This is a genomic window from Streptomyces sp. NPDC005808 (genome assembly GCF_042871385.1).
GTDB lineage: Bacteria > Actinomycetota > Actinomycetes > Streptomycetales > Streptomycetaceae > Streptomyces.
This window is the reverse complement of record NZ_JBIAIK010000009.1, coordinates 73788-86154: the sequence shown is the minus strand read 5'-3', so window position 1 is coordinate 86154 and position 12367 is coordinate 73788. Positions and strand designations below refer to the sequence as shown.

The 12367-nt window shown below is 70.6% G+C and carries 12 protein-coding genes; 6 read left to right on the top strand and 6 right to left on the bottom strand.

The window, feature by feature from the left end; translation table 11 throughout:
- Both ACFYPC_RS21105 and ACFYPC_RS21100 read left to right on the top strand, forming a co-directional pair.
- Positions 1–1167 carry an NlpC/P60 family protein gene (locus tag ACFYPC_RS21105; RefSeq protein ID WP_388678284.1) on the top strand — a complete coding sequence of 389 codons (1167 nt, stop codon included), beginning with the start codon at positions 1–3 and terminating at the stop codon, positions 1165–1167.
- A 153-nt stretch (positions 1168–1320) separates the two neighbouring features.
- Positions 1321–2274 (top strand): tellurite resistance/C4-dicarboxylate transporter family protein, encoded by a 954-nt coding sequence (locus ACFYPC_RS21100; protein ID WP_388678281.1) that lies wholly within the window; start codon positions 1321–1323, stop codon positions 2272–2274.
- Positions 2275–2317: 43 nt separating this feature from the next.
- Here ACFYPC_RS21100 and ACFYPC_RS21095 read toward each other — a convergent pair whose 3' ends face one another.
- Complete coding sequence (locus ACFYPC_RS21095) at positions 2318–2671, bottom strand: hypothetical protein (protein ID WP_388678278.1); 354 nt, start codon at positions 2669–2671, stop codon at positions 2318–2320.
- Positions 2672–3073: 402 nt separating this feature from the next.
- Here ACFYPC_RS21095 and ACFYPC_RS21090 point away from each other — a divergent pair, with 402 nt between their 5' ends.
- Positions 3074–4141: an NlpC/P60 family protein gene (locus ACFYPC_RS21090; RefSeq protein WP_388678276.1), complete on the top strand. Its 1068-nt coding sequence runs from the start codon at positions 3074–3076 to the stop codon at positions 4139–4141.
- Positions 4142–4174: 33 nt separating this feature from the next.
- Here the strand turns inward: ACFYPC_RS21090 and ACFYPC_RS21085 are convergent, their stop codons facing one another.
- Positions 4175–4957, bottom strand: a complete 783-nt coding sequence (locus tag ACFYPC_RS21085; protein WP_388678273.1) for a LuxR C-terminal-related transcriptional regulator — start codon at positions 4955–4957, stop codon at positions 4175–4177.
- Positions 4954–6297, bottom strand: a complete 1344-nt coding sequence (locus tag ACFYPC_RS21080) for a PspC domain-containing protein (RefSeq protein WP_388678271.1) — start codon at positions 6295–6297, stop codon at positions 4954–4956. Before ACFYPC_RS21080 ends, ACFYPC_RS21085 begins: the two co-directional genes overlap by 4 nt.
- A 356-nt stretch (positions 6298–6653) precedes the next feature.
- On the opposite strand from ACFYPC_RS21080, the gene ACFYPC_RS21075 reads away from it, so the two are divergent.
- Both ACFYPC_RS21075 and ACFYPC_RS21070 read left to right on the top strand, forming a co-directional pair.
- On the top strand, positions 6654–8075 hold the full coding sequence (locus ACFYPC_RS21075; protein ID WP_388678270.1) for a PspC domain-containing protein: 1422 nt from the start codon (positions 6654–6656) through the stop codon (positions 8073–8075).
- On the top strand, positions 8062–8316 hold the full coding sequence (locus tag ACFYPC_RS21070) for a hypothetical protein (RefSeq protein WP_388678267.1): 255 nt from the start codon (positions 8062–8064) through the stop codon (positions 8314–8316). The genes ACFYPC_RS21075 and ACFYPC_RS21070 overlap by 14 nt, the downstream gene beginning before the upstream one ends.
- Here ACFYPC_RS21070 and ACFYPC_RS21065 read toward each other — a convergent pair.
- Together ACFYPC_RS21065 and ACFYPC_RS21060 are read right to left on the bottom strand one after the other, a co-directional pair.
- Positions 8313–8843, bottom strand: coding sequence for a DoxX family protein (locus tag ACFYPC_RS21065; protein ID WP_388678264.1), 531 nt, complete (start codon positions 8841–8843; stop codon positions 8313–8315). The two genes, ACFYPC_RS21070 and ACFYPC_RS21065, sit on opposite strands and share 4 nt — an antisense overlap.
- A gap of 203 nt (positions 8844–9046) precedes the next feature.
- Entirely contained in the window at positions 9047–10396 is a 1350-nt protein-coding gene (locus tag ACFYPC_RS21060) for a hypothetical protein (protein ID WP_388678262.1), read from the bottom strand.
- A 198-nt stretch (positions 10397–10594) separates the two neighbouring features.
- On the opposite strand from ACFYPC_RS21060, the gene ACFYPC_RS21055 reads away from it, so the two are divergent.
- Complete coding sequence (locus ACFYPC_RS21055) at positions 10595–11476, top strand: DUF4429 domain-containing protein (RefSeq protein WP_388678259.1); 882 nt, start codon at positions 10595–10597, stop codon at positions 11474–11476.
- 96 nt (positions 11477–11572) lie between these two features.
- Here ACFYPC_RS21055 and ACFYPC_RS21050 read toward each other — a convergent pair whose 3' ends face one another.
- A complete protein-coding gene (locus ACFYPC_RS21050; RefSeq protein ID WP_388678257.1) occupies positions 11573–12367 on the bottom strand; it encodes a class II aldolase/adducin family protein in 795 nt (264 codons plus the stop codon).

Sequence of the window (12367 nt, the reverse complement as noted above, 5' to 3'; positions counted from 1 at the left end):
TTGGCGTCGCAACGCAAATGGTTCTCGGGTTCGCGCGTGGCGGGCACGGCCCCCGCTCTCGCCACAGCGGCCCTCACGTCCGTGGCCCTGCTCTCCCAGACGGCGAACGCCACGCCCTCCGAAGAGCCCAAGCCGAGCCTCGAAGAGGTCGAGAAGAAGGTCGACGCCCTCTATCGGCAGGCCGAGTCGGCCACCGACAAGTACAACGCGGCCAAGGAGAAGACCACCAAGCAGCGCAAGAAGGTCGACACCCTCCTCGACGACGTCGCGCAGCGCGCGGAGAAGCTCAACACCGCGCGTGAGGAGCTGGGCTCGTACGCCGCGGCGCAGTACCGCACCGGGGCCGCGGCCCCCGACACCGCCTCCCTCCTGCTGGCCGACAATCCGCAGGACTACTTCGACCAGACCCAGCTGATGGACCGTCTGACAACCCGCCAGAAGGCCGCTGTCGACGACTACGTCACGGAGCAGGCCGCCGCGACCGAGGCGCGTACGGAGGCCTCCCAGAGCCTGGAGACGCTGACCACCTCGCAGAGCGCCCTGCAGGCGTCCAAGACCGACGTCCAGCAGAAGCTCGCCCAGGCGCGCGAGCTGCTTTCGCAGCTGACCGCCGAGGAGAAGGCGCGGCTCGCCGCGATCGAGGAGGAGCAGCGCAAGGCGGCCGAGCGCAAGGCGGCGGAGCTGGCGCAGCAGCAGCAGGCAGAGCAGGAAGCAGCCGACGCCGCGGCGCAGGCAGCCCAGGAGTCGCCCTCGAGCGCACCTGCCGGCACCCCCGGCTCGGCCACCACCACCGCCGACGCCGCGTACGCGACGAAGGCGGCCAAGGCCCTCACGTTCGCCCGCGCCCAGGTCGGCAAGCCGTACGTGTGGGGCGCCACAGGCCCCGGCTCGTACGACTGCTCGGGCCTCACCCAGGCCGCCTGGAAAGCCGCCGGCGTCACCCTCCCGCGCGTCACCTACGACCAGGTGACGGCCGGCACGACCGTCCCTCTCTCCGCCGCTCAGCCCGGGGACCTGGTCTTCTTCTACGGCGACGTGAGCCACGTGGGCCTCTACATAGGCAACGGAATGATGATCCACGCCCCGAAGCCGGGTGCGTACGTCCGCGAGGAGTCGATCTTCTACGACGGTGAGTCGGCCATCCACAGCGTGGTACGGCCCGCGTAACGCCTCGCCCGCGCGCCACCTTCCGGACACCTTCCGCGGGGCACGCACGCGTGGAGCACGAAAACGTGCTCCACGCGTGCGTGCCCCGCGTTTTCATCCCCGCACGCGCGTGCCCCGCGGGCAACCCGCCCGAAGCTCCTTAGCATCGGGCGCATGCCAGCCATCTCCCAGCTCCGCGCCTGGTGGGCCGGGCGGCCGCCCGCCGCCGGTGCCGCCGTCATGGGGACCGGCATCATCTCGCTCGGCTTGCATCTGACCGGCTACGAGACGCTGTCCCGTGCCGCACTGGCCCTGGCGTCCGTCGGATGGCTCGCGCTCGCCGCGGACTTCGCCGTACGGCTGGTACGGGACCGGTCGCGCTGGGCGGCTGAGGCGAGCGGGCTCCCCGCGCTCACCGCCGTCGCGGCGACGACCATCCTCGGCACCCGGCTGTCCGCGCTGGGGTGGCAGGAGGCCGCCGAGGCCCTGCTCGCGCTGTCCGCCGCGCTGTGGCCGGTGCTGCTCCTCGTCGTCGTACGGCACTGGAGCCGTCGTATGCCGGGCGGGGTGTTCCCCGTGTGCGTGGCCGCTCAGGGGCTTTCGGTGCTGGGCGCCACCCTCGCTGCCGCCGTGGGCGCGGACTGGCTCGCGCATGCCGCGCTGGTGCTGTTCTGGCTCGGAATCGTGCTCTACGGGGTGGCGTTCGCACGCTTCGACATCAGAGAGGTGGTGACGGGCGCCGGGGACCACTGGGTCGCGGGTGGCGCGCTCGCCATCTCGGCGCTGGCCGGGGCCGAGCTCGTCGCGGCACACGACGTCGACGCGTATTTGTGGAACGACGACGACAACGGCGTCCTGCGCGCCGTCACCACCGCCCTGCTCGTCCTCGGCCTCGCCTGGTACTGCGTCCTGGCCGGCGCGGAACTGGCCCGGCCGCGCCTGCGCTACGACGTGCGGCGCTGGGCGACCGTGTTCCCCCTGGGGATGACGGCGGTGGCGGCTCTGGCGGTCTCGGCAGCCCTGGACGTCTCGTGGCCCGACGGGCTGGGAGAGGTACTGCTGTGGATCGCGGTCGCCGTCTGGCTGGTGGTGACCGCCGGAGCCGTCAGGTCCACAACACCGCGATGAACCGGACCACTCAGGTCCACAACACCTCGTAGAACCAGACCGCTCAGGTCCACAACACCGCGATGAAGATGTTCGCCGTCGTCAGCAGCCCGACGAGCCCGAAGAGACCCTTCTCCACCTGCTCGTCGTCGCGCTTCACATAGACGAGCCCCAGGATCACGATCAGCAACGCCAGTTTCACGCCGATCTTGATGTTGTTGACCGGCTGGTCGTCCGCCTGGTTGAGGCCGACCAGCACGACACCCGTGACCAGCATGGTCAACGCGCCATGCAGCATCGCGGGGACGAAACGGGCCGCGCCCTGGCCCATCGCCTTCATCTGGGTGAGGAAGCCACCGAGGAGCGAGGCGATGCCGATGATGTGCAGGCCGACGAAGAGATGGATGAGTACGTCCATGAGGCCGGAGCCTATTCGTCCACCCCGGCCCCTCTTGTCACCGGCCCACCCCATGTAACCCATAGCACCGTCGCACGCCTGGTTGTCCCGGATTCGCCTCATCGGTCATCACACTCCGTGAAGTCGGCGTCACCGGACAGGAATTATGGTCATTCACGGTCATCGAGTGATCCACTGGCGCCAATTGTGTACATGGCGTTACCCACCCATCACGCTCAGGTTTAGCGTCCTCCACCAGGTGCCCGGCTCCCCGTCGCCGCCCGGGCCAAGGGCGGCAACCGGACACCCCGCCGAAAAGGTCCGGCGGCGGCCCGCTACCCCTGTGCGGGCCGCCGCCGGACGCGTAACCGCTGACCGCCGGGCTTCCGCTCCGGCGGCCGTACGGAAGGATGTGGCGCCCTCGTGGCAGCGCACCGCAAGCCCAGACAGCGCTCGCTCGGCGGAAGCAAGGCCCGCACAGCCGCGACCATCGCCCTCGCGGGCGCGGCGACTGCCACCGCCTTCGACGGGACGGGGTACGCCGAGCCCCAGTTGTCGACGGCGCAGGTGAAGGCCAAGGTCGACAGGTTGTACGAGGAGGCGGAGGTCGCCACCGAGAAGTACAACGGCGCCAAGGAGAAGGCCGGCAAGGCGGCAGAGCGGCTGGGCATACTCCAGGACGAGGCGGCACGCAAGGAAGAGCGCCTCAACTCGGCGCGCGACGCGCTGGGTTCGATCGCCGCCTCGCAGTACCGCAGCGGCGGCCTCGACCCGGCGCTGCAGCTCGCGCTGTCCGACGATCCCGGCCAGTACCTGGAAGGTGCCGCCTTCGCCGAACGCGCGGGCAGCAGGCAGGCAGCGGCCGTGGAGAAGGTCCGCCAGCAGCTGCGGGAGATCGAGCAGTTGCGCGGGGCAGCGCACGTCGAGCTGGCCTCGCTCAAGTCGCGGCAGGCAGAGCTGAAGCAGCACAAGAAGACGGTCAACGGGAAACTCGACGCGGCGCGGCAGCTGTTGGGCCGGCTCAGCGACGAAGAGCGCGCACGGTTCGGGGAGACCGGAGACCCGGGCGACCGCGCTTCGCGCACCTCGACGCGGGACCAGGCCAACGCGGTACCCCCGGCTGGTTCCGTCGCCGCCCCCAACTCCCGTGCGGCAGCAGCCGTCTCGTACGCCTACGGGAAGCTCGGCAGCCCCTACGTGTGGGGCGCCACCGGGCCCGACGCCTTCGACTGCTCCGGCCTCTCCCAGGCCGCGTACCGCGCCGCGGGCATCGCGCTCCCCCGTACGACCTACGCCCAGATCAACGCCGGCCGCCGTGTCTCACGCTCCGAACTCCTTCCGGGTGACCTGGTGTTCTTCTACTCGGGCGTCAGCCATGTGGGCATCTACGTGGGCAACGGCCAGATGATCCACGCCCCCAACCCGAGCGTGCCGGTGCGGCTGGCTCCGATCGACCAGATGCCGTTCGCGGGGGCTGCCCGGGTGGCGTGAGGGCCGCCCCGAACCGTCGTCCGCGTCCTCGGCTCACACCAGCCGACGAGCCGTGGCCCACCGCGTCAGCTCATGCCGGTTCGACAGCTGAAGCTTCCTCAGTACCGCCGAGACATGGGACTCGACCGTCTTGACGGAGATGAACAGCTGCTTGGCGATCTCCTTGTACGCATAGCCGCGGGCGATGAGGCGGAGGACCTCGCGCTCGCGCTGTGTGAGACGGTCGAGGTCCTCGTCGACCGGCGGGGCGTCGGTCGAGGCGAACGCGTCGAGGACGAACCCCGCCAGGCGCGGCGAGAAGACCGCGTCGCCGTCCTGGACGCGGAAGATGGAGTCCACGAGGTCCGTACCGGTGATCGTCTTGGTGACATAGCCCCGGGCGCCGCCACGGATCACACCGATGACGTCCTCCGCGGCGTCCGACACGGACAGTGCGAGGAAGCGGACCGGCTGCTCGGCGTCGGCCATCAACGGGGCGCAACGGCGCAGGACTTCAACACCACCGCCGCCCGGCAGATGCACGTCGAGCAGCACGACCTCGGGCCGCGTGGCCGTGATGACCGTGACCGCCTGGTCGACGTCCGCGGCCTCGCCGACGACCTCGACTCCGGTCCGCTCGGTCTCCCCGATCTCGGCCTGAACTCCCGTACGGAACATGCGGTGGTCGTCGACGAGCACGACCCTGGCATGCCGGCCGCTCCCGGCAGCGGCCGGCCCGGCCGCGTTCGCGGCCTCTCCGGATGCGACGGCGGCCGAAGGGGTCTCCTCCGCACCGGCAGAACTGCCGGACTCCACAGGACCGTTCGTGTCACTCATGACGTCCTCTCCGCCCTCTCCATCTCCAGCTCGACCTCCGTGCCGCCGTCCGGCACCGCGCGCAGCCGCGCCGTACCGCCGTTGCGCTCCATACGGCCGATGATCGATTCTCTGACACCCATGCGGTCGGCGGGTATCGCGTCGAGGTCGAAGCCGGGGCCGCGGTCGCGGACGGACACGAACACCGTCGTGCCCTCGACTTCGGCGAAGACCTGTACCGCGCCGCCCTCGCCACCGTACTTGGCCGCGTTCACCATCGCTTCCCGCGCGGCCTGCATCTGCGCGGAAATGCCGTCGTCCAAGGGGCAGTCGCCGACGACCACGACCTCGATGGGGACGCCGTGCTTGTCCTCGACCTCCGCGGCATTGCGCCGGACCGCCTCGGCGAGGGTGTCGGGCTCCTCGGCCTCGTCCTTCCCGGTGCCCTCCGGTTTGTAGAGCCAGGTGCGCAGGTCGCGCTCCTGGGCGCGGGCCAGTCGCCGTACCTCGTTCCCATTGTCCGCGTTGCGCTGGATCAGGGTCAGGGTGTGCAGCACGGAGTCATGGACATGGGCGGCGACTTCGGCCCGCTCCTGGGCGCGGATACGCATCAGGCGCTCCTCGGAGAGGTCCTGTGTCATGCGTACGAGATAGGGGCCGGCAAGCAGCGCTATGCCGACCAGGACCGCGAGTGCCGCCTGGAGGACGGAACCGAGGTGGGCGGCTGAGCCCTGGAGAACGAATATCCCGGACACCCCGGTGGTGACCAGCAGGACGCCCGCCGCGGAACGCAGCAGCGTGAGCGTGCGCCGACGGCGTCCGACCTCGACCCAGCGGGCCCGCCGCGCATTGTCCGCCTGACGCCAGACCAAGGCGACGCCCGCGCCGACGAGCACGGTCGGCCAGAGATACGCCTTCGCTCCGCCGCCCAGGTTCACATTGCCGACGAAGACCATGGCCACGACGACCATGAGGAGCAGCGCGACCATCTGCCCCTTGTCCGGCTTTCTGGCCACGAGTCTGCGGCGGCCGTCGGGAGCGGTCTCGGTGGAGATGCCCGGCGCACGCCCGCCGGCGGCCCCGGCGGCTCCTCCCACCCCGCCGACGCCGAGCGGCACGAAGAACCAGAACGCGGCATACAGCAGCGCCCCCAGCCCGTCCGCCATGAACAGGCCGATGAACGTGAGCCGGACCCAGACCACTGGCAGCCCGAGATGCCCGGCGAGCCCTCGCGCCACGCCCCCGAGCCAGCGTCCGTCGCTGCTGCGGTAGAGCTTGCGCGGGGGCCGCGGGACGTCCAGGGCAATGGCTGCGGCTTCCGGCATGCCATCGATGTTCACACGCCCGGCGGGCCCGGGCATCAGGGTCGGCCCCCGAGACACCCCTGATCTTCGAGAAACCGATATCCGATCCTGGCGAGACCGGCGCCGAGTCTCGAGAACCAGGTGGCTGAGCCTTGAGAACCAGATAGCTGAGCCTTGAGAACCCGGTGCCGGATACCGCAGCAACCACTGCCTGAACCTCAGGACCCCCTGTCTGAACCTCAGAAACGACTGCCTGAGCCTCAGGACCCCTGTCTGAACCTCAGAAACCCCGCCCTTGCCCATCGAGAATCCGCCGATCGAACAGCTCCCCCGCTCCCCTCAGGGCCGAAATCAGGGTTCGGCCAGGGTCATCCCGACTGCCGCCGCGCCTCCCCGCCCGTCACCATGGACGCATGACAGAGCACCAGCACGCGGCGGCGGAGCCGGACCCCGTCCGCGGCCCGGCCGCCCCGCCCCCGGGCCCCGGGCCGCAGGACGCCGTGCCGCCCGCCACGGGTGAGGAGCCGCGCGCGCACGAAGACCAAGTCACGACAGGGGCGGCGACGACCGCAGGCGGCACGCCCCTCAAGTTCCGCCGCGACCGGCGCCACAAGATGCTGGGCGGGGTGTGCGCCGGGCTGGGGCGCCAGTGCGACATGGACCCGGTGATCTTCCGGATCGTGCTCTCGGTACTCGCCGCCACCGGCGGCATCGGCCTCATCTTCTACGGCTTCGTCTGGCTCTTCGTGCCGTATGACGACGACGAGGAGAACGAGGTACGCAAGCTCCTGACCGGCCGCGTGGACGGCCAGGCGCTGACGGCCGTGCTGTTCGCCCTGGTGGGCTGCGGGGTGTTCCTCTCGATGCTCAACAACGGCGGGGTGCTGACCTTCGCCGTGGTCCTCGCCCTGCTCCTGGCGGGCGCGGGGTTCTGGTCGCAGCAGCGCGGCGCCCCCGACCCCGACCCGCTCGCGGCCCAGGCCGTCGCCGACGCCCCGCCGGAGGCACAGGCACCGCCCGTCCCCGCCTCCTACCCCTCCTGGTGGCGCGACCCGATCGTCAAGGACGGCTCCCATGTGGGCGGTACCGGCTATCTGTGGGGACCGCAGGACGCACGGGACCGGGACGTGTCAGCGGCACTCAACATCGCCCGGGGCACCAGCCGCCCGGACATACGCACGGCACTGCAGCCCAAGCCGTCCGGCCCACGCTGGATCGGCGGCTGGGTGTTCGTGCTGGCGCTCGTCGCCGGCATCCTCGGCACGAGCCTGACGTGGGAGGAGCACACGCTCGGCACCAGCCTGCAGACCGGCCTGGCCTGCGCGCTGATCGTGTTCGGCCTGGGCATCGCGATCAGCGCGTTCAAGGGGCGTACGGGAGCGGGCTCGATCTTCCTCGCGCTGATCACCGCGGGCCTGCTCGCCTGCTCCGCCGCGCTGCCGAAGGACATCAGCACCCACTGGGTGCGCACGAACTGGACGCCGACCACCGTGGCCGCCGTACAGGAGTCCTACGACCTCGGCACGGGCGTGGGCACCCTCGATCTGCGGCGCCTCGACCTCGCCAAGGGCCAGACGGTGTCGACGAAAGCGGAGGTGGGGGCGGGCCGACTCAAGGTGATCGTCCCGAAGGGCGTCACCGTGAAACTGACCGTGGATGTCGGCGTCGGAGACATCCAGTTGCCGGGCGACGACAAGAAGGACGTGGACGTGCAGCCGGGCAAGCACAAGAGCGTGACACTCTCTCCCGCGACCGCCGACCAGAGCGGCGGCACGCTCGACCTCGACCTCCAGGTCGGCGTCGGCCAGGCGGAGGTGACCCGTGCGACGTCATGAGTTCCAGCCGGGAAAGCTGGTCGCGGGTTGCTTCCTCACCCTCGCGGGTGTCATCTACGCAGGCGACGCGGGCGGCCTGTGGGAGACGCCGTGGTTCGCGATCATCCCCGTCGTCGCATTCGGCCTCTGCCTCGCGGGCACGGTCGCTCTGCTGACCCACGCCGTACGGCGACGCCGCAGGTCACGCCGGGAACCGGTGGCGGCGCCGGAGAAGGGGAGTCAGCCCAGTCGGAGGTCCTAGCGATAACCGCCGGCCCGTTGCCTGCGCCTGGACCTCATTGCCGCGTCCAGAGAGAAGACCGAGGCGCCTGCCAGCACCAGCGGCAGCCAGGACATCAGATAGATCAGATCGTTGCCGTAGTAGTACGGATCGGCGGCCCAGCTCACGGTCAGCCAGAGGCTGAGGGAGATGAGGGCGCCACCGAAGGCGGCGAGGCGGGCCAGCAGACCGATCAAGGTGCCGATACCGACGGCGAGTTCACCGAGGGCGATGGCGTAGCCGAAACCGACGGGGTTCTTCAGCGACAGGTCCACGAGGGCCGGGATCGCCGAGGAGTCCCGGACAGTGCGCATCATGTCGCCGACCGAGCCGGCGCCGGAGTCGGCCATGAACGCGCTGTCGGTGAGTTTGTCCAGGCCGGCGTAGATGAAGGTGACGCCGAGAAAGACGCGCAGGGGAAGCAGGGCGTAGCGGGTGGCGGAGTCCCGCCAGTCACGCCCCCCATCGAGATAGGGACTGGGGGTGTCCGTTCGCATACCGTGAGTCATCGCTCTCCGCCGCCTCTCGCCCGCGTTCCGTTGACCCCTCAACAGACCATACGTACGACAGCAGGTCCCCGCTCAAGGCTCGGGGGCCCGTTTTTCCCCGCGGCCTTCCAGCGACCCGGTGCTACGGCCACCCGGCGCGGGTGGCCGACCTGTCTTTTTCGCCACCCGCACCGGACGGGCACACGCACCCGACAGCAACCCCCTCAGTCCGTCACATCGATCACGCACCGGTTCGTCTCGACCCCCGCAGCCGTAACCACCTGCACCTCCACCCGGCCCGGCTCCACATCCACCGGCACAGGCACGGTGAGCACCGCGTCCGTGGGGTTGCTGAACCCCCCGGCGACGGGAACCAGCGGCACATGGACATGCACCGGACCGATCCGCACGACCATCCGTGACAGCCGGTCGGCCGTCTGCGCACCGGGGGGCACGAATCCGGCCCCGCGGATCTCGATGTCGTCCCCGGTGCGGATCGGCGCGTCGAGGTCGCCCGCCTCACGGGAGCGGACGACGGAGAGGATCACCGGTTTCCCGCCCTCGGCGTACTTGCCGGCGAGATAGGTGGCGGCGGACACCAGGACCAGCAGCGCCAGTCCCCACGGCAGGTCCGGCAGCTGCGAGGGCCGCCGGGCCAGCCGTACCGCCGCGAAGACCAGAGCAACCGCGACGATCACCACGTACTGGATGTCCGCGAAGGATCCCCGCCCGGAGTCGTCGGTCAGAAGATCGGACGCCTGCGGCCGATCCGCCCGCACCTTCTGCAACCGCTGGCCGAGCACCCGCAGCCCGACCACCCGCCGAACCAGCACGGCGATCCCGCACACCACGGCGACGACGGTCACCACACCGGCGCCCCGGGCGAGTTCGAGACCCGCGATCAGCTCGTCGCGGGTGCCGTGCGCGGAGGCCGCCGCCAACTGCCCGACGAGCACGAGGACGGCGTACACCACGAAGAGAACCCAACCCCCCGCCACCACACGCGAGGTGGAGAGACGGTTGTCCTCGCCGATGAAGGGGGCGAGGGCGCCGCCCCGCGCCCGGTGGAGATACCCCGCACCGGTCAGCGCTCCGCCCACCACCAGAGCCGCGAGCAGCCCGGCCGTCCGCGCGGCGGTCCACCCCGCACCGATGGCGGTGAGCGCCTGCACCAGAAGCAGCGCGACGACGGTTCCCCACACGACGAAGGCCGTACGCCGCCACAGCCGCCCGAGCCACGCCTCGCCGTCGACGCGCCCGCGCTCGGCGACGATGTCCGCGGCCTGGGTCAGTTCGTCCGAGACCCACTGCCGGGACGCGGACGCCGAGTGGGCGACGGCGACGGGCAGCCCGTGCCCGGACGCCAACTCGTCGCGCTTGGCGAGGAATGCGGCGACGGCGCGCCGGTGCCCCTCGCGCGCGCCGTGCGGACAGTCCCCGCAGGTGCACCCACCGCCGTGTGTGCCCTGCCCGGAACCCAGCCCGGAACCCAGCCCGGCGCCAAGCCCGTCACCGGACCCCGCACCACGCCCCGCACCACGCTCCACGCCGTGTCTCGCCTCCTGCACCGCCACGTCCACTGCCGCCTTCCCCGCGCCAAGAACTCCCTTGCGGCCAGACCTTCCGTACGCCTGACTGCCGTACAACTGCCTTACTACTGCGCCGCGATGACAGCGCATTGTGCCGTACGTAACACGGCCCGCATCCGGCAGGTCTGGTCAGCGCGGGTGAAGCACAAGCGCCCGTGTTGACCCGGCTGCGAGAATTCGCGTATGGCCGAGATCATCCAGCGCGACGGGACCTGGGCCTTCGACGGCAACACGGTCAGGATCACGCCGGGACTGCACCGCTCCGTGCCGCTGTTCCGGCAGACGTACGGAGAGATCGCCGTTCCCCTGGAGGCTATCTCAGGGATCGTCTACGAACCCGAACGCAAGCGCGGCCGCCTCCGGTTGAGACTGCGTGAGGGGGCAGACCCGCTCCTCCAGGCGACCGGCGGCAGACTGCCCGATGCGGCCGACCCGTACCGGCTGGCGGTCGACATCGACCGTGCCGGGGTCGCGGAGTACGTCGCCGAGGAGATCCGCCGCGCGCTGCTTCTCGACCAGGTCCCCCAGGAGCCGGCGGAGACCTATCTCCTTCCGGGCCCGCCGGTTCCCGTCTCCGTCCGCTCCAGCGACGGCACGGTGTCCTTCGACGGGGCGCAGGTGCGGATCGACTGGGCGGACACCTCGGACCGGGTCAAGCGGGCGACAGGGCCGCGGATCATCGCCGTGAGTGATCTCGTGCAGGTCGAGTGGCTGCCCAACTCCGGCTACGAGGACGGCTTTCTGCGCTTCGTGACCGGCGAGACGGTCTTCTCCAAACTGCCGACCGAGAAGGACCCGTACGCCCTCGATCTGTGGGGCAGCACCCGCCGCGACCTGCTCACGGCGCTCGTCGCCACCGCGGTCACCGCACGCCTGCCGCACCCGTCCACCCGCACGGGCGAGCACGTGGACGGCCCCCAGCCGGCTTCCGCCGCGCCGCCCCCGGCCGACCACCACGACGTACTGCTGCGCCGTCTGCGGGAGTTGGGCGAGCTGCACCGCGAGGGCGTGCTCACGGACGAGGAGTTCGCGGCGACGAAGGCGGCCGTCCTGCGCGGCTTCTGACCCTCCACGAGGCCTCTATAGCCCATATAGCTCATATAGCTCATATAGCCCATATAGCCTCCAGGGCCTCCAGGGCCTCCAGGGCCTCCAGGGCCTCTACGACAGCAGATCAGGCTCGCTCCGGCTGATGTCCTGCCACAGCGGCTGGTAGTTGATCCACGCGACCAGATCGCCGCCGAGCTGCTCCCGGGTCGCGACCGCCTGCTTGTGGTCGATGAGGATCGGCCGGCCCGCGGCCCGCGCGGTGAGCTGCACCTGGCTCGACCGTTCCATGGACAGGAACCACCAGGCCGCCGCGTCCACCGAGTCCCCGACCGTCAGCAGCCCGTGGTTGCGCAGCACGAGGGCCTTGCCGGTGCCGAGCGCGGAGGCGATCCGGCGGCCCTCCTCGGCGTCGACGACGACGCCGGTGTAGGAGTCGTACAGTGCGTGGTCCTCGTAGAAGGCGCAGCTCTCCTGGGTGATCGGGTCGAGCAGGTCGCCGAGGGCGGACAGGGCGCGTCCGTGCACGGAGTGGCAGTGGGCGACGGCGACGACGTCGGGGCGGGCGGCGTGCACCTGGGCGTGCACGGTGAAGGCCGCCTGGTTCACGTGGTAGCTGCCGTCGATCACCTGCCCGTCCTGGTTGGCCATGACGAGGTCGCTCACGGTGACGTGCTTGAACGGCATTCCGAAGGGGTTCACCCAGAAGCAGTTGCTGTACTCCGGGTCACGCGCGGTGATGTGACCGGAGACCCCGTCCTCGAACCCGAGCCGTCCGAAGAGCCGCAGCGCCCCGGCCAGCCGCTCCTTGCGGTGTCGTCGCTCGTCGTCCATCGACTCGTGCATCGGCGGCATGGCGAACCGCAGCCGGTCGGTGGGCAGGGGTGGGGGCGGGGTGGGCCCGTGCAT

What these genes read in the sequence shown, in the direction of transcription:
- ACFYPC_RS21100 (WP_388678281.1), top strand. Translation starts at nt 1,321, where the DNA reads ATGCCAGCCATCTCCCAGCTCCGCGCCTGGTGGGCCGGGCGGCCGCCC.
- ACFYPC_RS21095 (WP_388678278.1), bottom strand. Translation starts at nt 2,671, where the DNA reads ATGGACGTACTCATCCATCTCTTCGTCGGCCTGCACATCATCGGCATC.
- ACFYPC_RS21085 (WP_388678273.1), bottom strand. Translation starts at nt 4,957, where the DNA reads ATGAGTGACACGAACGGTCCTGTGGAGTCCGGCAGTTCTGCCGGTGCG.
- ACFYPC_RS21080 (WP_388678271.1), bottom strand. Translation starts at nt 6,297, where the DNA reads ATGCCCGGGCCCGCCGGGCGTGTGAACATCGATGGCATGCCGGAAGCC.
- ACFYPC_RS21075 (WP_388678270.1), top strand. Translation starts at nt 6,654, where the DNA reads ATGACAGAGCACCAGCACGCGGCGGCGGAGCCGGACCCCGTCCGCGGC.
- ACFYPC_RS21065 (WP_388678264.1), bottom strand. Translation starts at nt 8,843, where the DNA reads ATGACTCACGGTATGCGAACGGACACCCCCAGTCCCTATCTCGATGGG.
- ACFYPC_RS21055 (WP_388678259.1), top strand. Translation starts at nt 10,595, where the DNA reads ATGGCCGAGATCATCCAGCGCGACGGGACCTGGGCCTTCGACGGCAAC.
- ACFYPC_RS21050 (WP_388678257.1), bottom strand. Translation starts at nt 12,367, where the DNA reads ATGCACGGGCCCACCCCGCCCCCACCCCTGCCCACCGACCGGCTGCGG.